Origin of the sequence: Oricola cellulosilytica (assembly GCF_019966575.1) — a bacterium.
GTDB classification, from domain to species: domain Bacteria; phylum Pseudomonadota; class Alphaproteobacteria; order Rhizobiales; family Rhizobiaceae; genus Oricola; species Oricola cellulosilytica.
This window is the reverse complement of sequence record NZ_JAINFK010000001.1, coordinates 896,772-916,388: the sequence shown is the minus strand read 5'-3', so window position 1 is coordinate 916,388 and position 19,617 is coordinate 896,772. Positions and strand designations below refer to the sequence as shown.

The 19,617-nt window shown below is 62.8% G+C and carries 22 protein-coding genes; 4 read left to right on the top strand and 18 right to left on the bottom strand.

What is annotated here, in order from left to right; genetic code table 11:
- Positions 1 to 3 precede the first annotated feature (3 nt).
- The 3 genes from LC298_RS04425 to LC298_RS04415 all read right to left on the bottom strand — a co-directional run bounded on the left by LC298_RS04425 (position 4) and on the right by LC298_RS04415 (position 2,921).
- A complete protein-coding gene (locus LC298_RS04425; protein WP_131564284.1) occupies positions 4 to 906 on the bottom strand; it encodes a 1-acyl-sn-glycerol-3-phosphate acyltransferase in 903 nt (300 codons plus the stop codon).
- A gap of 151 nt (positions 907 to 1,057) precedes the next feature.
- On the bottom strand, positions 1,058 to 1,696 hold the full coding sequence (gene msrA / locus LC298_RS04420; protein WP_131564286.1) for a peptide-methionine (S)-S-oxide reductase MsrA: 639 nt from the start codon (positions 1,694 to 1,696) through the stop codon (positions 1,058 to 1,060).
- A gap of 88 nt (positions 1,697 to 1,784) precedes the next feature.
- Positions 1,785 to 2,921 carry an App1 family protein phosphatidate phosphatase gene (locus LC298_RS04415; RefSeq protein WP_158284651.1) on the bottom strand — a complete coding sequence of 379 codons (1,137 nt, stop codon included), beginning with the start codon at positions 2,919 to 2,921 and terminating at the stop codon, positions 1,785 to 1,787.
- Between the two features lie 200 nt (positions 2,922 to 3,121).
- On the opposite strand from LC298_RS04415, the gene LC298_RS04410 reads away from it, so the two are divergent.
- On the top strand, positions 3,122 to 3,547 hold the full coding sequence (locus tag LC298_RS04410) for an OsmC family protein (RefSeq protein WP_131564290.1): 426 nt from the start codon (positions 3,122 to 3,124) through the stop codon (positions 3,545 to 3,547).
- A gap of 184 nt (positions 3,548 to 3,731) precedes the next feature.
- Entirely contained in the window at positions 3,732 to 4,844 is a 1,113-nt protein-coding gene (locus tag LC298_RS04405; RefSeq protein ID WP_131564292.1) for a Leu/Phe/Val dehydrogenase, read from the top strand.
- Here the strand turns inward: LC298_RS04405 and LC298_RS04400 are convergent, their stop codons facing one another.
- From LC298_RS04400 to rimM, 15 genes are all read right to left on the bottom strand, one after another.
- Positions 4,845 to 5,201, bottom strand: a complete 357-nt coding sequence (locus LC298_RS04400; protein ID WP_131564294.1) for a carboxymuconolactone decarboxylase family protein — start codon at positions 5,199 to 5,201, stop codon at positions 4,845 to 4,847.
- Between the two features lie 98 nt (positions 5,202 to 5,299).
- Positions 5,300 to 6,076 (bottom strand): succinate dehydrogenase iron-sulfur subunit, encoded by a 777-nt coding sequence (locus LC298_RS04395; protein WP_131564296.1) that lies wholly within the window; start codon positions 6,074 to 6,076, stop codon positions 5,300 to 5,302.
- Positions 6,077 to 6,088: 12 nt separating this feature from the next.
- Entirely contained in the window at positions 6,089 to 7,954 is a 1,866-nt protein-coding gene (sdhA, locus tag LC298_RS04390) for a succinate dehydrogenase flavoprotein subunit (RefSeq protein WP_131564298.1), read from the bottom strand.
- A 49-nt stretch (positions 7,955 to 8,003) separates the two neighbouring features.
- A complete protein-coding gene (gene sdhD / locus LC298_RS04385; protein ID WP_131564300.1) occupies positions 8,004 to 8,384 on the bottom strand; it encodes a succinate dehydrogenase, hydrophobic membrane anchor protein in 381 nt (126 codons plus the stop codon).
- A 26-nt stretch (positions 8,385 to 8,410) separates the two neighbouring features.
- Complete coding sequence (sdhC, locus tag LC298_RS04380; protein ID WP_131564302.1) at positions 8,411 to 8,815, bottom strand: succinate dehydrogenase, cytochrome b556 subunit; 405 nt, start codon at positions 8,813 to 8,815, stop codon at positions 8,411 to 8,413.
- Positions 8,816 to 9,034: 219 nt separating this feature from the next.
- Positions 9,035 to 9,358 carry a hypothetical protein gene (locus LC298_RS04375; protein WP_131564304.1) on the bottom strand — a complete coding sequence of 108 codons (324 nt, stop codon included), beginning with the start codon at positions 9,356 to 9,358 and terminating at the stop codon, positions 9,035 to 9,037.
- Between the two features lie 40 nt (positions 9,359 to 9,398).
- Entirely contained in the window at positions 9,399 to 10,583 is a 1,185-nt protein-coding gene (locus LC298_RS18095) for a GGDEF domain-containing protein (protein WP_131564306.1), read from the bottom strand.
- 477 nt (positions 10,584 to 11,060) lie between these two features.
- The gene (gene leuC, locus LC298_RS04365; RefSeq protein ID WP_131564308.1) at positions 11,061 to 12,479 is read right to left on the bottom strand and encodes a 3-isopropylmalate dehydratase large subunit; all 1,419 of its coding nucleotides are present in this window, start codon (positions 12,477 to 12,479) and stop codon (positions 11,061 to 11,063) included.
- 63 nt (positions 12,480 to 12,542) lie between these two features.
- Positions 12,543 to 13,103, bottom strand: a complete 561-nt coding sequence (locus LC298_RS04360) for an MgtC/SapB family protein (RefSeq protein WP_131564310.1) — start codon at positions 13,101 to 13,103, stop codon at positions 12,543 to 12,545.
- Positions 13,104 to 13,172: 69 nt separating this feature from the next.
- Positions 13,173 to 13,439 (bottom strand): hypothetical protein, encoded by a 267-nt coding sequence (locus LC298_RS04355; protein ID WP_131564312.1) that lies wholly within the window; start codon positions 13,437 to 13,439, stop codon positions 13,173 to 13,175.
- Positions 13,440 to 13,584: 145 nt separating this feature from the next.
- On the bottom strand, positions 13,585 to 14,403 hold the full coding sequence (locus tag LC298_RS04350; protein ID WP_428977519.1) for an amino acid ABC transporter permease: 819 nt from the start codon (positions 14,401 to 14,403) through the stop codon (positions 13,585 to 13,587).
- Between the two features lie 37 nt (positions 14,404 to 14,440).
- Complete coding sequence (locus tag LC298_RS04345; RefSeq protein WP_131564316.1) at positions 14,441 to 15,238, bottom strand: transporter substrate-binding domain-containing protein; 798 nt, start codon at positions 15,236 to 15,238, stop codon at positions 14,441 to 14,443.
- Positions 15,239 to 15,383: 145 nt separating this feature from the next.
- Positions 15,384 to 15,923, bottom strand: coding sequence for a 50S ribosomal protein L19 (gene rplS / locus LC298_RS04340; RefSeq protein WP_131564318.1), 540 nt, complete (start codon positions 15,921 to 15,923; stop codon positions 15,384 to 15,386).
- A 167-nt stretch (positions 15,924 to 16,090) separates the two neighbouring features.
- Complete coding sequence (gene trmD, locus LC298_RS04335) at positions 16,091 to 16,804, bottom strand: tRNA (guanosine(37)-N1)-methyltransferase TrmD (RefSeq protein ID WP_131564320.1); 714 nt, start codon at positions 16,802 to 16,804, stop codon at positions 16,091 to 16,093.
- The gene (gene rimM / locus LC298_RS04330; RefSeq protein ID WP_131564322.1) at positions 16,801 to 17,379 is read right to left on the bottom strand and encodes a ribosome maturation factor RimM; all 579 of its coding nucleotides are present in this window, start codon (positions 17,377 to 17,379) and stop codon (positions 16,801 to 16,803) included. Before rimM ends, trmD begins: the two co-directional genes overlap by 4 nt.
- A gap of 84 nt (positions 17,380 to 17,463) precedes the next feature.
- Between rimM and LC298_RS04325 the strand changes: the two genes are divergently transcribed.
- Together LC298_RS04325 and LC298_RS04320 are read left to right on the top strand one after the other, a co-directional pair.
- Positions 17,464 to 18,438: a tyrosine recombinase XerC gene (locus LC298_RS04325; protein ID WP_131564324.1), complete on the top strand. Its 975-nt coding sequence runs from the start codon at positions 17,464 to 17,466 to the stop codon at positions 18,436 to 18,438.
- A gap of 45 nt (positions 18,439 to 18,483) precedes the next feature.
- The gene (locus LC298_RS04320; RefSeq protein WP_131564326.1) at positions 18,484 to 19,578 is read left to right on the top strand and encodes a TraB/GumN family protein; all 1,095 of its coding nucleotides are present in this window, start codon (positions 18,484 to 18,486) and stop codon (positions 19,576 to 19,578) included.
- Positions 19,579 to 19,617: the final 39 nt, after the last annotated feature.

Here is a 19,617-nt window from a genome sequence, read left to right as displayed (position 1 = left end):
GGATCAGCCTGCCGGGAAACCGGCCATCCGGTCTGCGCGCAGCGTGTGCTCGCAGTGCTGCTGCAGACGCACCGTCAGATCCTGCACGTCGCCGTCAAGCGCCGCCGGGTCAATCGGTTTGCCAATTCGAATGCGGAAGGGATGGCCCTTCTTGTTGAGCAATTCGTGGAACACCGTCATGTCCCGCAGTTCCGGCGTGCGGTGCGATAGGAGATAGAACAATTTGGAGTTGCGGGCGCCCATGTGCATCGGAATCACCGGCACGTCGAACCGCTTCGCCATCTGGATGCCGGTCGCCTGCCAGGGCCGCTCGTTCAGGCGGCCCTTCGACCAATAGGCGATCCGGCCGGAGGGGAACAATATGATTGCGCGGCCGTCGGAAAAGGCGCGGCTGGTGCGTACCAGGGTCTCGCGGCTCTTGGCGTGGGATTTCTCGGTCGTCCGCCATTCGACCGGGATGATGATCTCCGAAAGGCGCTGGTTGACCCTGACGGCGTCGCGGTTGGCGAAGAAGACGAGGTCGGGCCGCGCATCCTTGATCATGTCGTAAACGGCGATGCCATCGGCAATCCCGGTCGGATGGTTGGACACAAGCACGAACGCACCGTCCTTCGGCAGGTGCTCCTTGCCTTCCACGACAATGTCGAGCTCGAGCAACCGGCTGACATATTCGAAGCATTCAAGGCCGCTAAGCTCGGCAACATCGTCGGCCATGCGAACGGCCTGATCGTAATACAGCATCTTGTAGAGCGCCGGGCGCAGCAGCGGCCACAACGGATGCTTGACCAGAGTCTGGCCACGCTCCTCGATCAACTGGTCGACGATGTGCGCGGTCTGTGGCGCGCGCGAATCCGCCCGGCCGGTCACGATGTCCGTAAAGGTGGAAGATGCGCTTTGAAATTCCATCGCCATGGGTCCGGGGGCTGTGTGCCGTTCTCTTACCGATCTCTGTATCGATAATATGACATAACGCTCATATCATGGAAGTACAGCACCAGCACATAAGTGCCCCCCGCGGGAACTTCAAACGTTTTCGGGAGGTTAGTCCGAAAAGCGATTAGCTGCCGTTCCGGACGACGCCGGTATAGGCCTCTCTTCCCCACAATTGCTTCACCCTGGCATCGCGACCGCAGGCCTTGCGGTAGCTCTTGTAGGCCCTGGCGCGGGTGACGAGGCCGAAACGGGTCAACTGCCTCACCTCGCTCATATAGTAGTTCTGGTGGTAGTCTTCGGCCCGGTAGAAGGTAGCTTCACCTTCGACCGGTGTGGCGATATCCCGGCCAAGCGCTTTCCGCGCGCGGGCGACTTCCTCCTGCGCGATGCGCCTTTCTTCGTCGGTGGCGGCGTGAATCGCGGAGGAATAGCTACGCCCCCGGTCGCAGAACTGCCCTCCGGCATCGGTCGGGTCCATAGTGCGCAGGAAGGTCGAAACCAGCGTCCGATAGTCCGTGACAGTGCCGTCATAGTCTATCCTGACCACTTCGCGGTGCTTGCCATGATTGCGGTATGTCGGGTTCTTCATCGTGCCGCCGGCATAGCCGGACGTAGTGCCGGTGACGCCCCTGACGTGATCGAAATCGCTTTCGACGCACCAAAAGCAGCCACCGGCTACAACCAGCGCCTTGGTTTCGGCGAGAGCGGGAGGGGAAAACGCCGATATGGCCAGGATCGCGGCGGAAATCATTGAACGGATCATGTAATTCTCCGGATCGCGCGTTCTTCCGAAGAGAATAGCCAAATGCGTGGCGCTTCAAATCATCTCGGAACACGCTTTCGTGAAGGGCTTACTCTTTGGCCTGTTCCCGGGAAACCGAGCGCTGCACCGCATTGAGCTGGTCCTGACTGATCCAGCCTTGCGTATGGGCGATCTCGGCGGCCCCACCCAGATGAGAACCGGTCGCGAAGGGGATTGCGAGGCGGTCCAGCGTCTCGCGCATGCGCACCATATGATCACCCTTGGCGGTGTCGGCGACCTCGCGGATGAAGACGGCGGCAACCCGGCCGGGATGATTTTCCGCGATCTTCGCGTAGATCAGCGCATCGCGCTGACCGGAATCGCCGACCAGCACGAAAGACAAGTCCGGATAGCGGGCGAATATGGCCTCGATCATTGCGGTCTTATGACCGTCATGGCCCCCGGTTAACCATTTCGTCTCCGTTAGGCCGAAATCCTTTAGCAGCATCGGCCCAAGAGGGATGTCATGCAGGATCATGAAGCGCTCGAAGAGATCGAACAGGTTCCAGGGACTCGATGAAACGTAGAAAACGGGATTGGTCTGCGGGCCTTCCGAACCGGCAGCGAGCGCCGAGTAGAGTGAGGGAACCCCCGGAAACACTTGGCGGCTCTCGGCCGAGTTGGCGACCACCGTACGCCAATGCTTCAGGAAATCATACGCGCCTGTTTCGACGATGGTGTCGTCGATGTCCGAAATAACACCGATTGCAGCGTTTTTCGACGGCGTGCGAATGCAGACCTCAGCCTCGATCGGATTCATATCGCGTCCACGCGCGGAGAGGAGGTGCACCCGAAGTCTTTGCCACGGCGCCCCCCGGGATAGCTCTCCTCCCGGATGAAACGTCAAGTCGAAATACCCTTCCTCGTCGGTGACGACGGACCCGCTCATCTCTCCGAAGCGCCAAGAAAGCTCGGCTCCCGGAATTTCGTCGGAATCATAGCGCTTCAGGGTCTGCCAGATGTTCTCTAGAATGGAATCGGAGTGCGGTGCGGCGATGATGCCCTTGTTTTCGATCACCCGCCCCTTGCACCACAATTCGCGCGTATCGCCATAGCCGCGGTAGGGAACGACGATCGGCTTGCTTGCCATTCCGACGCGGTTGCGGAGTGCAAAACGCGCACGGTCCCAGCGGGTCTCGATCCGGTGCAGCAGCATTCGGCTCGTATCAGCAAAGTTCGAAAGCAATAGCGGCTCCGGGCCTGGTCGTTCACGTTCTATTGCATACGCCAACGGCGCGTAACGAGGAAGGTTCCACCAAGCGGTGGCGCGCATTACCCCATCCCAAGGCCCTGCTATTTGCGGCGGGCAGTCTTGAAATTTGCGGCGGGCGGTTCAGGTTATTTGTCGAATTTGAACGCAGACGCCACTTTGGGAAGGGACAGATCATGAAACGCAATGCGACGGCCGTATGGGAAGGCGATCTCCAGGGGGGCCGCGGGCACCTGACGACGCAAAGTGGTGTTCTTAAAGACAAGCGCTACGATTTCCGCGGACGCTTCGAGGATGAGGAGGGCAAGTCGGGCACCAATCCCGAGGAGCTGCTGGCGGCGGCTCATGCGGGATGCTTCGCTATGCAGCTTTCGCATCTCCTTGCCGAGAACGGCACGCCGGCCGAGAAGCTCGAGGCCACGGCAACCGTCGAGATCAAGCCGGGTGAGGGCATCAAGGGCAGCGCGCTGGTGCTGAAGGCCGAAGTGCCGGGCATGGAGCCGGATAAGTTCTCCGAGCTAGCCACCAAGGCAAAGGAAGAGTGTCCCGTCTCGCAGGCGCTCGCTTCGATAACCGTTTCGCTCGACGCCAGCCTCGTCTGAAAGGCGATTGCGCTGCATTGCGGACGATCTCTTTGCGTTGCAGCATAAATTGCCGTGACCGCAATAAAATTTCCCGGTCAGGGCGTTTTGAGCATCTGTTTGAAACAGTGCCGCGTGAAGTTCGACAGCAAATAACCCGCTAAAAAGACTATGATTTCGGCATGCAGCGCGAGGAGGATGCGTCATGCTTCAATCAGTGGGCCACACCGAAATAACGGGCGGAACCGGTACGCTGTCGATCCGCGATATCACATGCGAGTCGGCACGGATTGATGCCTTCGACAGTCACGAACAGATTTTCCTGGGCGAGGACCCCTCCCGCGGCCTGAAGGCGATCGTGGCGATCCACAATACCAGGCTCGGGCCGGCGCTGGGCGGTACGCGGATCTGGCCGCACGAGACCTTCGACGCGGCGCTGACAGATGTGTTGCGGCTATCGCGCGGTATGACCCTGAAGGCGGCGATCTCCGGCCTCCCCTTCGGCGGCGGCAAGGCGCTGATCGTCGCCGATGCGCGGACCGCGAAAACGCCGGAGCTCTTGGACGCCTATGCCGAGATGCTGTTGGCGCTGAAAGACCGCTTCTGGACCGCCGAGGATGTCGGCATGACCCTCGCGGATGCCGACTATCTGCGCGCGCGGACGCCGAACGTGTCCGGCACCTCGTCCGGCGGCGGCGGAAACCCATCGCCGATAACCGCCGAAGGCGTGTTTTTGGGCCTCAAGGCCGCCGTGGAGCACCGCCACGGCAGCGAAGACCTCACCGGGCTCAAGGTGGCCGTCCAAGGCCTCGGAGCGGTTGGCTGGGCGCTCTGCGAAAGGCTCCACGCCGCCGGGGCAGCGCTGATCGTCGCCGATATCGACGCCGATCGGGCCGGAGAAGCCACGAGCGAATTCGGCGCGAGGAAGTGCGCCGCCGACGCGATCCATGCGGCCGACGCCGACATATTCGCCCCCTGCGCCCTTGGCGGCATGCTCAATGGAAATTCGATCCCCGAACTGAAGGCCGGAATCATCGCTGGATCGGCGAACAACCAGCTGGCGCGCGAGGAAGACGCCGTGCTTCTGAAGGAAAGCGGCATACTCTACGCGCCGGACTACGTGATCAATTCCGGCGGCCTGATCAATGTGGCGGCGGAACTTGAGCCCGGCGGATACGAGGCCGAAGCAGCCTTCGCAAGGTTGCGTCACATTCCGGAGACGCTTGCCGACATTTTCCATCGCGCCGAGGCGACCGGAATGACGACCAATGAGGTCGCCGAAGCGCTGGCGCTGGAACGCATCGCCGCCGCGAGCTGATCAACCTGCCTCTTGGGCGACAAAGGCGTCATACACGCTGAGCGCCTCGGCTCCGTAAATCATCGACGGGCCGCCGCCCATATAGAGCGCCACGGCGATGGTCTCGAGAACTTCCTCGCGCGACGCGCCGTATTTGAGCGCTGCCTTGGCGTGAAAGGCGAGACATCCGTCGCAGCGCGCGGTGATGCCGATCGCCAGCGCCATCAGTTCCTTGGTTTTCGAATCGAGCGCACCTGCGGAGATCGTTGCCTTGGCGAGCTCGCCAAACCCCTTGGCGGGCTCCGGAATGGCCTTGCGGAGCGCCGCCATGCGCTTGTTGGTCTGGTCGGTGAATGCGATCCAGTCGGTTTCTGCCATCGGATTTATTCCTGTTTCGGGGATATCGTTAGGCCGAAACGCAAAACCCCGGTTTGACGGGGGTCAAACCGGGGGCAATTCAACCTCTGGCAAACGTATCAGTAACGGCGTTCGACCATCATCTTCTTGATCTCGGCAATCGCCTTGGCCGGGTTCAGACCCTTCGGGCAGGCCTGCGTGCAGTTCATGATCGTGTGGCAGCGATAGAGCCGGAACGGATCCTCCAGATGGTCGAGTCTCTCGCCCGTCGCTTCGTCTCTGGAGTCGATCAGCCAGCGATAGGCCTGCAGCAGCGCGGCGGGTCCGAGATAGCGGTCGCCGTTCCACCAGTAGGACGGGCATGAGGTCGAGCAGCAGGCACACAGGATACACTCGTAGAGCCCGTCGAGCCTGGCGCGATCCTCGTGGCTTTGCCGCCACTCCTTCTCCGGCGCCGGCGTCTTCGTCTCCAGCCAGGGCTGAATCGAGGCGTGCTGCGCGTAGAAGTTCGTCAAGTCGGGCACCAGGTCTTTCACCACGGGCAGGTGCGGCAGCGGATAAACCTTCACCGTGCCCGTCACCTCGTCCATACCCTTCGTGCAGGCGAGCGTGTTGGTGCCGTCGATGTTCATCGCGCACGAGCCGCAAATTCCCTCCCGGCAGGAGCGGCGCAGCGTCAGGGTCGGATCGACATTGTTCTTGATCCATAACAGCCCATCGAGGACCATCGGCCCGCAATCGTCCATGTCGACGTAATAGGTGTCGGTGCGCGGATTGCTCCCGTCATCGGGATTCCAGCGGTAGATCTTGTATTCGCGGATGTTCGCGGCATCCGGCTTCGGCCAGACCTTGCCCTCGGTGATCTGCGAGTTCTTGGGGAGTGTCATTTCGACCATCGAATTTCGTCCTCAGTACACCCGCGCCTTGGGTTTGATCTTGTCGAGCTCGATGCCCTCGGCAATCAGGTCGGTGTGCACGCCGCGGTAGTCGAGCGTGACCTTGCCGTCGTCCGAGACCCAGGCCAGCGTGTGCTTGCGCCAGTTCTCGTCGTCGCGCCCGCCGAGAGGCCCGTCCTTGTAGTCCTCGCGCGCATGGGCGCCGCGGCTCTCCTTGCGGGCTTCCGCGCCGTGGACGGTGGTGATGGCGTTGGCCATCAGGTTTTCCAGTTCCAGCGTCTCGACGAGGTCAGAGTTCCAGATCATCGAGCGGTCGGTGACCTTGAGATCGGCAAGGCCCTTCCAGGCCTCGTCCATGCGCCGGCAGCCGTTCTCCAGCGTCTCCTGGGTGCGGAAGACGGCGGCGTCTTCCTGCATGATCTTCTGCATTTTGAGCCGCAATTCGGCGGTCGGCGTACCGCCGTCGGCGTGCCGCAGCCGGTCGAAGCGCTCCATGATTTTTTCGCAAGCCGTTTCGTTGATCTCGGGGATCGGCGCTTCCCGGTCGATCACCTCGCCGGCGCGGATCGCCGCCGCGCGTCCGAAGACGACCAGGTCGATCAGCGAGTTCGAGCCGAGGCGGTTGGCGCCGTGAACCGAGGCACAGCCGGCCTCGCCGACGGCCATCAGGCCGGGCGCGACCGCGTCGGGATTGTCGGCTGTCGGGTTCAGCACCTCGCCCCAGTAGTTCGTCGGGATGCCGCCCATGTTGTAGTGGACGGTCGGCAGAACCGGGATCGGTTCCCTGGTCACGTCGACCCCGGCGAAGATCTTGGCCGATTCCGAAATACCCGGCAGCCGTTCGTTGAGGACCGCTGGGTCGAGGTGGTCGAGATGCAGGAAGATGTGGTCGCTGTCCTTGCCGACACCGCGCCCCTCGCGGATCTCCATCGTCATGCAGCGCGAGACGACGTCGCGCGAGGCCAGATCCTTGGCGCTCGGCGCATAGCGCTCCATGAAGCGCTCGCCCTCGGAGTTGACGAGATATCCGCCTTCGCCGCGCGCGCCTTCGGTGATGAGGCAGCCCGCGCCGTAGATGCCGGTTGGGTGAAACTGCACGAATTCCATGTCCTGCAGCGGCAGGCCCGCACGCGCGATCATGCCATTGCCGTCGCCGGTGCAGGTGTGCGCCGAGGTCGCCGAGAAATAGGCGCGGCCATAGCCGCCCGTCGCCAGCACGACCATCTTCGCCGAGAAGCGATGAATGACGCCGTCGTCGAGGTTCCAGGCGACGACGCCGGTGCACCGGCCGTCATCGTCCATGATCAGGTCGAGCGCGAAATACTCGATGAAGAACTGGGCGTTGTTCTTCACCGACTGGCCGTAGAGCGTGTGCAGGATGGCGTGGCCGGTGCGGTCGGCGGCGGCGCAGGTGCGCTGCACGGGCGGGCCCTCGCCGTAATTCTGCATGTGCCCGCCGAAGGGGCGCTGGTAGATCTTGCCGTCCTCGGTGCGGCTGAACGGCACGCCGTAATGCTCCAGCTCGTAGACCGCCTTCGGCGCTTCCATGGCCAGATACTGCATGGCATCGACATCACCCAGCCAGTCCGATCCCTTGACCGTGTCGTACATGTGCCACTGCCAGCAATCGGGCGTCATGTTGGTGAGCGAGGCGGCGATGCCGCCCTGTGCCGCGACCGTGTGCGAGCGGGTCGGGAAAACCTTGGTGATGCAGGCGGTGCGCAGGCCCTGTTCGGCCATGCCGAGCGTGGCGCGCAATCCCGCCCCGCCGGCGCCGACCACGACGACATCGAACTTGTGATCTTCGTAGCGATAGGCCTGCCCGGTCGAGCCCGGCGCGGTACCCGCATCTTCTGCATTCGTGTCGTGGACGTTCATCGGTCTCGTATCCCCGGAATCACCGAACGGATTCAGCGCACGGCCGCAATCAGCCGGCGAACCCCAATTTCAGAATTGCGAAGGCGCTGAACGCGCCCATCGCGAATGTAAAAAACACGTTGGCCAGCACAAGAGCGATCTTGGCCCCTTCTGCGTGCACGTAATCCTCGATCACAACCTGCATGCCCAGCTTGGCGTGATAGAAGCCGTTGACGACGACCAGCAGGAGGACGACAGCGACGAGCGGATGGCCGAGCATCGCCCGGACCTCCTCATATGGTGCGCCGATGCTGGAGGCGACGATCCAGACAAAGGCGATCAGCAGCGGAACGTTGGCGACGGCGGTCAGGCGCTGCCGCCAGAAATGCGCGGTTCCGTCCTTCGCCGAACCGAGGCCGTGGGCGCGCTTGTAAGGGGTGAGGATGGACATATTCTCTCGTTCCTTGCCTGCCTTGCCTATTTCGCGATTGCGCCGACGATCCAGATCGCGATCGTCAGGCTGACCGACCCGATGATGGTCGCGTAGGCCAGTCTGGTTGCCGTGTGTTTCTCGATGAGATAGCCGAAATCCCAGGCGAAATGGCGCAGGCCGCCCAGCATGTGATGGATCAGCGCCCATGTGTAGCCGAACATCACGAGGATGCCGAACCACGAGCCGAAAAACCCGTTGACGAAGGCGAAATATTCGGCCCCGCTCGCCGCGGCGATCAGCCACCAGGCGACCAGCACCGTCCCGAAATAGAGCGCGATGCCGGTCAATCGGTGCGCGATCGACATCGTCATCGTGATGATCGGCTTGTAGATTTGCAGGTGGGGTGAAAGCGGTCGGCTGCTTCCGGAGGCGGATTGCGAAGCGCTCACGGGCGTGCTGCTCCCTCGAAATGGTCACGTGTCATGCCAGCGTTCTAGGACGCGGCAGGCCCGCCGTCAAAGTTCAGACGGCGCGCGCCGTCATCCATTAATGGGAATTGGGTGCAATGCAACACCACCGCCGATTTTCAATCGATTGCAAGGCGTTCGGCGGACCGCAAAGATCGGAACGGATTGTTGCCGGCGGCGATTCGGCCCTCCACGAAGGGGTCAGCGGCGGCACTCGACCGGCGTCTGGCCGGAAACGAACCAGGTCGCGTTGCGGCCTTCCAGTATGAGCGCGTAGATCCCTTCGGCGAAACGGGTGCTTTGCCCGGGGGGGCTCGCCGGAACGCTGGCGGCGATGCCGCGGCTGTCCGTCACGGTAATGGCGGAACCGTCGCGCCGGATCATCAGATCGACGCCATCGCCACAACGGTAGCTCGCCTGGCGCGGGACCGGAGCATAGGACGCGGCGCTGCTGCCCACATAGGTTTGGCAGGCGGTTGCGGCGAGGCTGATCGTTCCCAGAATGAATGCCCGAATCATCGTCATGGAATTTTTGATACGCCGGGCAATTATGGCGGGCAACCCGTCACGTTCCAACTTCTTTCATTGGTGTTGGCGTGATGTTGAATGGCGCTGTCCGCGCACAGTTTCGGCCGTGCGACTTGGCCTCGTAGAGCGCGGCGTCGGCGCGTTTGTACACGTCGCGAACGGCCTCGCCTTCCTGCCATTGCGCAATGCCGAAACTCGCGGTGACGCGGTGCCCCGCCATGCCGCTGTGCTCGGCCTGCTCGAATACGAGACGCACCGCCTCGGCAAAGAGGCGCGCGGTTCGCAGATCGCTGTTGGCGATGATGACAACGAACTCGTCACCGCCCCACCGCACGACAACGTCTCGCTCGCGGGCCGTTCCTGCGAGAATTCGGGCAAAATGAGTGATGATTCTGTCACCGACATCGTGTCCGTGCGTATCGTTGATCGACTTGAAGCCGTCGATGTCCGCAATCAGCATCCAATGCCCCGGCCCGCCCGTTTTCAACCTCCGGGAAATCTCATCCGTCCGGGCGTCGAATCCCCGGCGATTGAGTAGCCTCGTTAGCGGGTCGGTCTCGCCATGGGTTGTAAGCCGGTTCACGACCTCGATCGCGTAGATGGCGAAAAGCGTGGCGGCCAGCACGACGGTGGAAACCGAGATCGCAAGCCGGAACGCCGTGGCGGTCAGGGAATCGGGAAGGCTCGAAAGGGTCAGGCCGCCGCCCTCGAGCGACAGGGTTACGGCGGTCCGCACGATGAACTGCGTCCCGTTGGCGGCCAGCAGAAACTGCAGGAACCGGTCAACCGGGCGCGTCATCCGGCGATGCAGCGCGATCGGAAGATAAAGGAGGATAACGGCGGCAGTGCCGTGGACCAGGGCAATGCGCAGGGCCAGATTGTCGTCGGCGAAACGGAACCACAGCACCGCGCTGCCCGCGGCGATCATGAAGGCGGCGAACCGCTTCCCGGGAAAGGGGACCGAATAAAGACGGAACACTCCGACGCAGAACGCGACGCCGGCCATCGAATAGAATCCGAGAGTCGCCAGGATCGCCAGATTCGGCTGCAGCACCGGTCTTGAGAAATCGGCCAGAAAGCCGAATGCGCGAAACAGGAAGGACGCCGCGAAGAAGCCCGCAGACCGGAGTTCGCTGAAGGAGCGCCACAGGATGGCAAATCCGAAGGCGAACACCAGGAAAATCAGCGGACCGACGAGTTGAAAGAAAGATTGTCCGGACACGCGCCCATCCCGTCACCTTCCCGGCGGCACAAAAAGCGCGGGAACAACAATGACGGGACCTTAAACGAGCGTATTTGACGCAAGGTTAACTTCGACCCGGTCGGCAAAAATACCGGCAGGTTCTCACCCGCGGCCGGAAATTCGGCGCTTCGATCAGGTTAGAGCGTTTCCACTGAATATTGAATCGTTCGAACGCCGGGGATTTGTGCGATGGCAAGGCGCGTGCGGCGACACGGTGCGAGCACTCCCCGGGTCAAGCCCGGGGACAGGCTCCGACCGTGCGCAACAAAGCCGGCGTGCAAGGAACCAGGTTCGAACGGTTGCAGTTTCAGTTGTGCTTTCAATGCAATGACCCTCCTGGCCTGGATGTCTTTTTCGCCCTGACAGCGTCGAAATCCTCGACCGATGCGACGGCATCGCTCTGCGGTCTTCTCCTTGCCAGGACGAAAAATCCATTCCATCGAACTGCTCCGATATTCAGTGGAAACGCTCTAGTCTGCGCACGTCGACGAAATGGCCCGCGATCGCCGCCGCCGCGGCCATGGCCGGCGAGACCAGATGCGTGCGGCCCTTGAAGCCCTGACGGCCCTCGAAGTTGCGGTTCGAGGTCGACGCGCAGCGCTCATGCGGCTTCAGCCGGTCGTCGTTCATGGCAAGACACATGGAGCAGCCCGGCTCGCGCCAGTCGAAGCCGGCCGCCTTGAAAATCGCGTCCAGACCCTCCTCTTCGGCCTGCGCCTTCACCAGTCCCGATCCAGGCACGATCATCGCCTCGACATTGGCCGCCACCGTCTTGCCTTCGACGACCTTCGCCACCTCGCGCAAATCCTCGATACGCCCGTTGGTGCAGGAGCCGATGAACACCCGGTCGAGCGTTATATCGGTCATCCTGGTGCCGGGCTTGAGACCCATGTAGTCGAGCGCCCGCCATTTGGAGGCACGTTTGGTCGGATCCTCGATATCGTCGGGATTGGGCACCGCGCCCTCGATCGAAACCACATCTTCGGGCGACGACCCCCACGAGACTATCGGCGGCAGATCGGCCGCGTCCAGCCTCACCACCTTGTCGAAATGCGCGCCCTCGTCGGTATGCAGCGTCTTCCAGTAGGACATCGCGGCATCCCACGCCGCGCCCTTCGGGGCGCGCGGCTTGTCCTTGATGTAGGCGAACGTCGTTTCGTCCGGCGCGATCAGCCCGGCGCGCGCGCCGCCCTCGATCGTCATGTTGCAGACGGTCATGCGCCCTTCCATGGATAGCGAACGGATCGCCTCGCCGGCGAATTCGATGACGTGCCCGGTGCCGCCCGCCGTGCCGATCTGGCCGATGATGGCGAGAATGATGTCCTTGGCCGTCACGCCCTCCGGCAGTTCGCCGTCAACCTGCACCAGCATGTTCTTGGCCTTGCGCTGGATCAGCGTCTGCGTCGCCAGGACGTGCTCGACCTCGGACGTGCCGATACCGTGAGCGAGCGCGCCGAAGGCGCCATGCGTCGAGGTATGGCTGTCGCCGCAGACGATCGTCATGCCGGGCAGGGTGAAGCCTTGCTCCGGGCCGACAATATGGACGATGCCCTGACGGCGGTCGTTCTCGGAATAGTATTCGATGCCGAAATCGGCGGCGTTGGTCGCCAGCGCCTCCACCTGAATCCGGCTTTCCTCGTTCTTGATGCCGAGGTGGCGGTCTGGCGACGTCGGCACATTGTGGTCGACCACGGCAAGCGTCTTTTCAGGTGCGCGCACATTGCGACCCTCCATGCGAAGGCCTTCGAAAGCCTGCGGGCTGGTCACCTCATGGACGAGATGCCGGTCGATATACAGAAGCGAGGTCCCGTCCTCGGCGCTGTCGACCATGTGGTCGTCCCAGATCTTGTCGTAAAGCGTGCGCGGCGCGGCCATGGCGGCATGGTCTCCAGATGTCAGAACTTGTTGGTCGCGATATGCACCCGGCGCGATTATGCGTCAAGGATCGGAGCCGGCCGGGGCGCGGCGTTCGCCGGCCTGCTCGCCGTTTGCCTCGTCATCGGCAATGCGGTCGCCAGAGCCCCCGTCCTTGAGATTCATCTTCACCTCGAAACGCCGGATCGCGATCAGAACGAACACGCCGAGGAAACAGGCAAGCGCGGCGACCGAGAAAAGACCGAGCCCGGCAGCCAGTCCGATCGCCGCGGCCAGCCACATGCCGGCTCCCGTCGTCACGCCGTGCACCTCGCCCCTGACGAAGATGATGAAGCCGGCCGCCAGAAACGCGACGCCGCTGGTGATCGCCTCGACCAGCCGGATCGGATCAGCCCGGACATAATCGGAATCGAACATCGGCTGACGCAGGATTTCAATGGAGACGATGGCGAAGGTCGCAGCCGCCACGCTGACGAGGATATGCGTGCGCAGGCCCGCGGGGCGCTTGCGCCACTCCCGCTCGAAGCCGAGCGCGCCGCCGAGAGCGATCGCGGCCACCAGCCGCGCCGCAATCACCCAGAATGGCAGGGCGGTCGCGAAATGGGCATCCACGGTTTCCAACATTGCAAGACGGAAACGCTCATGCGGCCGTCGTGTTCCGGAGAAACGTGCGCAGGCCCGCGGACCCGCTCCTTATCGGCTGTTTTCGAGCCTGTATTCGAAATAACGCAGCCTTCCCTCGGGAATCCGGCTCGTGTCGAGCCGTCCATTGCGCAGATCGCGCAACAGGTCCCGCTCCGCTCGCGCATCCAGTGAGAAGCTCGGGTTCATCCGTGGAGTAAGGATACGGTCATAGAGGCGGCCCTGTGTAATGGCGTCAAGCCGACCACCCGAGCGGTGGTCGGCGAAGGCCGGCACAACCGTCAGCAGAAGAAGGGCAAGAAGCAAGAATCTGAGCATGAGCGTTTCCTTTCAGGGTCCGGAAGAAACGCTCAGCGGGTTCTCCGGTTCCCAGGCACCCGACCGTTCATATGGGAATGGCCGCCGCCAACCTCAAAACACCTTGATGTGATCCGCGGAAGGGATCATGCGGCCTGAGCCTCGGTCAGCGTTCACCGGCTTTGCGGAGCCGCCGCTCAAGCCTCCGCAGCGCAAGCGACAATCCGATCGTCAGGATGAGGTAGATGTAGGCGACGATCGAATAGGTCTCGAAAAAGCGGAACGAGCCGGCCGCATAGACCTTGCCCATCTGGGTAATGTCTGCGACGCCGAGCACGGAGACCAGCGAGGAATCCTTGACCATCGCCACGAAATCGTTGCCCAAGGGCGGCAGGATGGTGCGGATCGCCTGCGGGAAGATGATCAGGCGGAAGCGCTGCCATGGCGACAATCCGAGCGCCTCGGCCGCTTCGACCTGCCCCTCGTCGACAGAAAGAATGCCGGCCCGGAACACCTCAGAGATAAAGGCGGAATAGCCGATCATCAGGGCAAGGATCGCCCGCCAAAGAAGCGATAGGTCGCGCACCAGCATTTCCTCCATCACGCCGGCGGACTGCAGCGGGGCGGTCGCCGCATTGATTAGCCAGACGAGGCCCGGCGCGCCGACGAAGGCGATGTAGAACAGCAGAACAAGGATCGGAATGCCCCGGATGACCTCAACATAAAAGCGCGCGATCTGGCGCAGCACCACGGAACCGGACAGGCCCATAAGCGCGATTGCGAGACCCAGCACCGAGGCCAGCGCAAAGCCGGTTAGCGTCACGAAGATCGTGATCCGCACACCTTTGGAGACGGCGTTGAACACCTGGGAATAGAGATCGCTGGCGGCAATCAAGGCGGCAAGCAGGAGGCCGATAGCGACAATCGCTACCAGCCACCAGGGAAAGTCAGTTTTGGCGGGGCGATTTCTGTCAGGGTTCTTCAATTCCGCCAGAGCCGGACTCCCGCCGCTGGGTGAGGCTTCACTCGCCGAGCTTGTAGTCGAGGAACCATTTTTGATTCAGCGCGGCGAGCGTGCCATCGGCTCTCATCGACGCGATGACGGCGTTGACCGGCTCAACGAGATCCGAGCCCTTCGGGAAGATGAAGCCGAAATCCTCCGTCCCGAGCGGGTCCCCCACAAGTTTCAGCCCGCCATCGGATGCCTCGACATACCCCTTGCCTGCTGTACCGTCCGTCAGGACGAGGTCGACATCACCGGTTTTCAGGGCCTGCACGCTCGCCCCGAAGGTCTCGAACAGCTTGATGCGCGGGTTGGCCTCGTCACCGTCAAGAACGTCATATACCGCGACATAGAACGGTGTCGTGCCGGCTTGCGCGCCGACGAGGCCGTCCTCGAACGCGGCAAAGGATGCGGCGTCGGTGAACCGGTCCTCGTCGCCGCGAACGAGCATGAACATTTCAGAGCGCATGTAGGTGTCGGAAAAGTCGACCTTCTCCTTGCGGTCTTCCTTGATGGTGATGCCGGTCATTCCCATGTCATACTGGCCATCGGACACTGCCTGTATCATCGCGTCCCACGAGGTGTTTTGATATTCGACCTCCATGTTCAGGCGGTCGGCGATTTCCGCGACCGCATCGTATTCCCAGCCGATCTGATTGCCGGTCTTCGGATCGATAAACTGCAAGGGCGGATAGGCGTTTTCAGTAACGACGGTGACAGTGCGTCCGCCGAGATCGGGCAGGTCCTGCGCAGCCGCCGCGACGGGGGCGAGCAGAACGGCGGCGCAAGCGCCGAGCATCAGGCGTCGGGAAATCATTTTGGCCTCCTTGTTGACCGCACGGACGATCCCGGCTGGCAAGCGGTCAGAGTGGCAGACTCTCGCGTGCCTTTTCAAGGGACACGGCGAACAAAAAGGCGGGCCAGAGAGCCCGCCTTTTCCTGTCTGCCGGAGGCAGGATGATTTATGCGTTGTCGACCGGCGCTTCTGCGGCGGCGGTCTCCGCTTCGGCGGCCTTCGCGGCATCCTCTGCGGCCTTTTCTGCTGCGAGCGCCTGTGCTGCGGCAACCTTCTCGGCCTCGAGGCGGGCCTTCTCGTCGGCAATCTTCTGACGCTCCCCGTCATTAAGCTTGCGCGAGCGCGCGTTGGTGTTCTCGGTGATGCGCGCCTTCTTGCCGGTCAGGCCGCGCATGTAATACAGTTTCGCGCGGCGCACCTTGCCCCGGCGGACCACTTCGACGGCTTCCACCATCGGCGAGAAGACCGGAAATACGCGCTCCACGCCTTCGCCGTAGGAGAGCTTGCGCACGGTGAAATTCTCGTTGAATCCAGCGCCCGAGCGCGCGATGCAGACGCCCTCGTAGGCCTGTAGACGGGTGCGTTTGCCTTCGGTGACGCGCACCTGCACGCGAACCGTGTCGCCGGGCGAGAATTCAGGGAGCTTGCGCTTTTCAAGAATTTTCTCGGCCTGTTCGGCCTCGATCTGGCGGATGATGTCCGTCATAGTCTTGTTTCCTCTTGTTCTTTTGAACCGCCAGAGCGCTCACGAGGGGCTGCCAGTTTCCTGACCGTCATGCCTGGCCTTCAGGGCCGGAGCGTATTCACGAGATCGTATTTGCTGTCGAGTCCAAGGCTTCCGCCCTGATTTCCGGCGCTGCCATACAGCAGAATTCAGCCTTTGTCACGTCCCGTCGGCGTGTTTCGAGGCGGAAGAAGATCGGGCCGCCGTTCGCGGGTGAGGCGCTCGGCCTCGGCGCGCCGCCAATCGGCGATTTTCGCGTGATTGCCCGATGTCAGCACGTCGGGGATTCCTCGGCCCTCCCATTCCGCCGGGCGGGTATAGTGGGGATGCTCGAGCCACCCGGCCTCGAAACTCTCCATCTGGCCGGACGTCTCATTGCCCATGACGCCGGGAAGCAGCCGCACGACCGCGTCGAGCAGCACCTGCGCGGCGATTTCGCCGCCGGACAGCACGTAGTCGCCGATGGAGACCTCCTCCAGCCCCCGCGCATCAATTACGCGCTGGTCGACCCCTTCGAAACGACCGCAGACAATCAACATTCCCGCAGATGCTGCGTAATCGCGCACCATTTTCTGTGTCAGCGGCTTGCCGCGCGGGCTCATCAGCAGGCGCGGCCGGGGATCGTCCGCGGCCACCGTGGTATCCAGGGCGGTGGCCAGTACATCAGCCCTCATCACCATCCCCGCCCCGCCGCCAGCCGGCGTATCATCGACGCTGCGATGCCTGTCAGTTGCAAAATCGCGGATCTGCACGGTCTCCAGCGACCAGGTATCCGTCGCCAGTGCCTTGCCCGCGAGCGCTTGGCCAAGCGTTCCTGGAAACATGTCCGGATAAAGCGTCAGGACAGTGGCCTTGAAGCTCATTTCCTTTGCGCCCCGCTATCTTCTTCTTTACCGTGCGCCTCGATTTCCGCCGGTTTCAGCAGCGTGAGGCGGCGGGTGTCGAAGTCGATGTCGGGCACAGTGCGACGGGAGAATTCGACCAGAAACGCCTGCTTGCGCGAGAAGCCGCCCCGAACATCGGCCGGTGCGACTTCCAGAATGTCGCCGGCGCCAAAATTGTGAACAGCGATCACTTCGCCGATCGCCTCTCCGTCAGCGCCATGGGCCGCGAGACCGACGAGATCCGCGACGAAAAACTCGTCGTCGTCCAGTTCTTCGTCCGGAAGCTGGCTGCGGTCGACGAAGAGTTCCACCCCGTTCAAAGCCTTGGCGGCCGTGCGGTCGCGCACCTGCTCGAAGCGCACCACGAGCACATTTTTCGACGAACGCAGTTCGGTGATGTCGAAGGCGCGGCCGGCAGCGTCGCGAAGCGTACCGTAATTGCCAAGCGCCAGCGGATCGCCGGTATGGCTTTTCACCCGCAGTTCGCCGCGGACGCCGTGCGGGGCTCCGATCACGCCGACAAGTACGGATTTTGTTTCGGAAATCTTGGTCATCACAGGCTCGGATACTGATTTTTCGGGCCTGCGCCAAGGGCACCGGAAAGCGAAAGGTAACCAATCGACGCGCAAGATGGGCGAATGCAGACCGATGATGCGCTGATCGCCTTCGCCGAACCCGACCTTGCCGCGGCCCGCAAGGCGTGGCTGGAGAAGCTTGCCGGCGAACGCCGGCTTGCCGCGAAAACGATCGAGGCCTACGAACGGGACACGCGCCAGTTCCTGCTGTTCCTGACGCAGCACTTGGGCGGAACGCCCGGCCTGAAGGATGTCCGCGACCTCAAAACGCTCGATTTCCGGGCGTTTCTGACCCGGCGGCGCAACGCCGGCGCGGGACCGCGCACGCTCGGCCGCGGCGTCGCCGCGATCCGCTCCTTCATTCGCGACCTCGAAAACCGGGGCCTCGCCAATGCCGCTGCCGTGAAAGGTCTGCGCGCCCCGAGACAACCCAAATCCTTGCCGAAGCCGCTGACGGTCGCCGATGCCCGGCGCGTGGTCGACCGCGCGGAGCAACTGAGCGAGGAACCGTGGATCGCGGCCCGCAACGCCGCGGTGCTGACATTGCTTTACGGCTGCGGCCTGCGTATCGGCGAGGCATTGATGCTCAGAGGCGGCGACCTGCACGACCCTTCCGAACGAGCGCTGGCGGTGACGGGAAAGGGCAACAAGACCCGGATGGTACCGCTTCTGCCGGTCGTTTTCGACGCCGTGGCGCTCTATCGCGGGCTTTGCCCTTACGACCTGTCCGACGACCGGCCATTGTTTCGGGGTGCGCGCGGAGGAGCCTTGCAGGCGGCCGTGCTGCAGCGCGACATGCGGCAGCTTCGCGGCGCGCTTGGTCTGCCGGACACGGCGACGCCCCACGCACTTCGCCACTCATTTGCCACCCATCTGCTCGGCAATGGCGGCGATCTGCGCACCATTCAGGAACTGCTCGGCCATGCGAGCCTTTCGACGACACAGGTATACACCGGGGTCGACACGGCGCGGCTGCTCGACGCCTTCCGGAGGGCGCATCCGAGGGCCAGAAGACAGGCCGATGGCGTGAATGTGTGACGATTTCTTAACGGAATCGTCGCGGTTTCGCGGTAATCTGCCGCGATGAAAGCACAAACCCTATCAATCGACCGTATTTCAGCGGCGGCCCTGGCCGCTCTCGGGGCTCTCAACGCTCTCTTCGCGCTGTCGTTTTTCGCGGTGCTGGCGTTCGCTGTACAGGCGGCGCCCGCGCAATCGGCCGAAGCTTGCACCGGCAAAAACCTGCTTGAGGCGATGCGGCAGAACGACCCCGGCCTGCTGCGCGAGATCGAGGCCGAGGCCGCCAACGTCGTCAATGGCGATACCACCCTCTTTCGGGTCGAGAACGACAAAGGGGTGCCCTCCTGGCTTTTCGGGACGATGCACCTGACCGACAAGCGGGTGATCGATCTGCCGCCCCACGCCCGCGAGGCGTTCAAGGCCGCATCCACCGTCGCCATCGAGAGCGTCGAGATTCTCGATCCCGCCAAGGCGCAGTTGGCGCTGTTTTCGCGACCCGAACTGACCATGTTCACCGACGGGAACCGTCTCTCCGATTATCTCACCGCCGAACAGCGCGAAATCCTCCGGGACGGACTCAGCGCGCGGGGTATCCAGCTCGCGCTGGTCGACCGGATGAAGCCGTGGTTGATCACAGGAATGGTTGCCTTGCCGCGTTGCGAACTCGATCGCAAGAAGGCAGGCGAATCCTTCCTCGACCTGAAGCTGGCCGAAGATGCCGAGCGCGATGGCAAGTCCCTGGTGGGCCTGGAAACACTTGTTGAACAATTCGACGCGATGGCGTCGCTGCCGATCGAGTTCCATGTGCGCGGGCTCGTCGACACGATCACGCTCGGCGAGACGGTCGATGACGTTCTCGAGACCATGACCGAGCTCTACGTCGACGGAAAGACCGGGACGATCTGGCCGTTGCTGCGCGCAATGACGCCCGAAATCGACGACGCCGGTGACGCAGGCAAGAAGGTGGCCCAAGGATACGCGGCGTTTGAGGAGGCGCTCGTCAACGTACGCAACAGGACGATGGTCGACCGGTCGCGCGATCTGGTCGAGCGGGGCGGCGCCTTCATCGCGGTAGGCGCGTTACACCTGCCGGGCGAGAAAGGTCTTCCAGCGCTTTTCGAGCAGGACGGATTCACGGTCACCCCGGTCTACAACTGACTGACCGGGGCGCCGGATAGCGCCCCGCCCCCGTTCGAC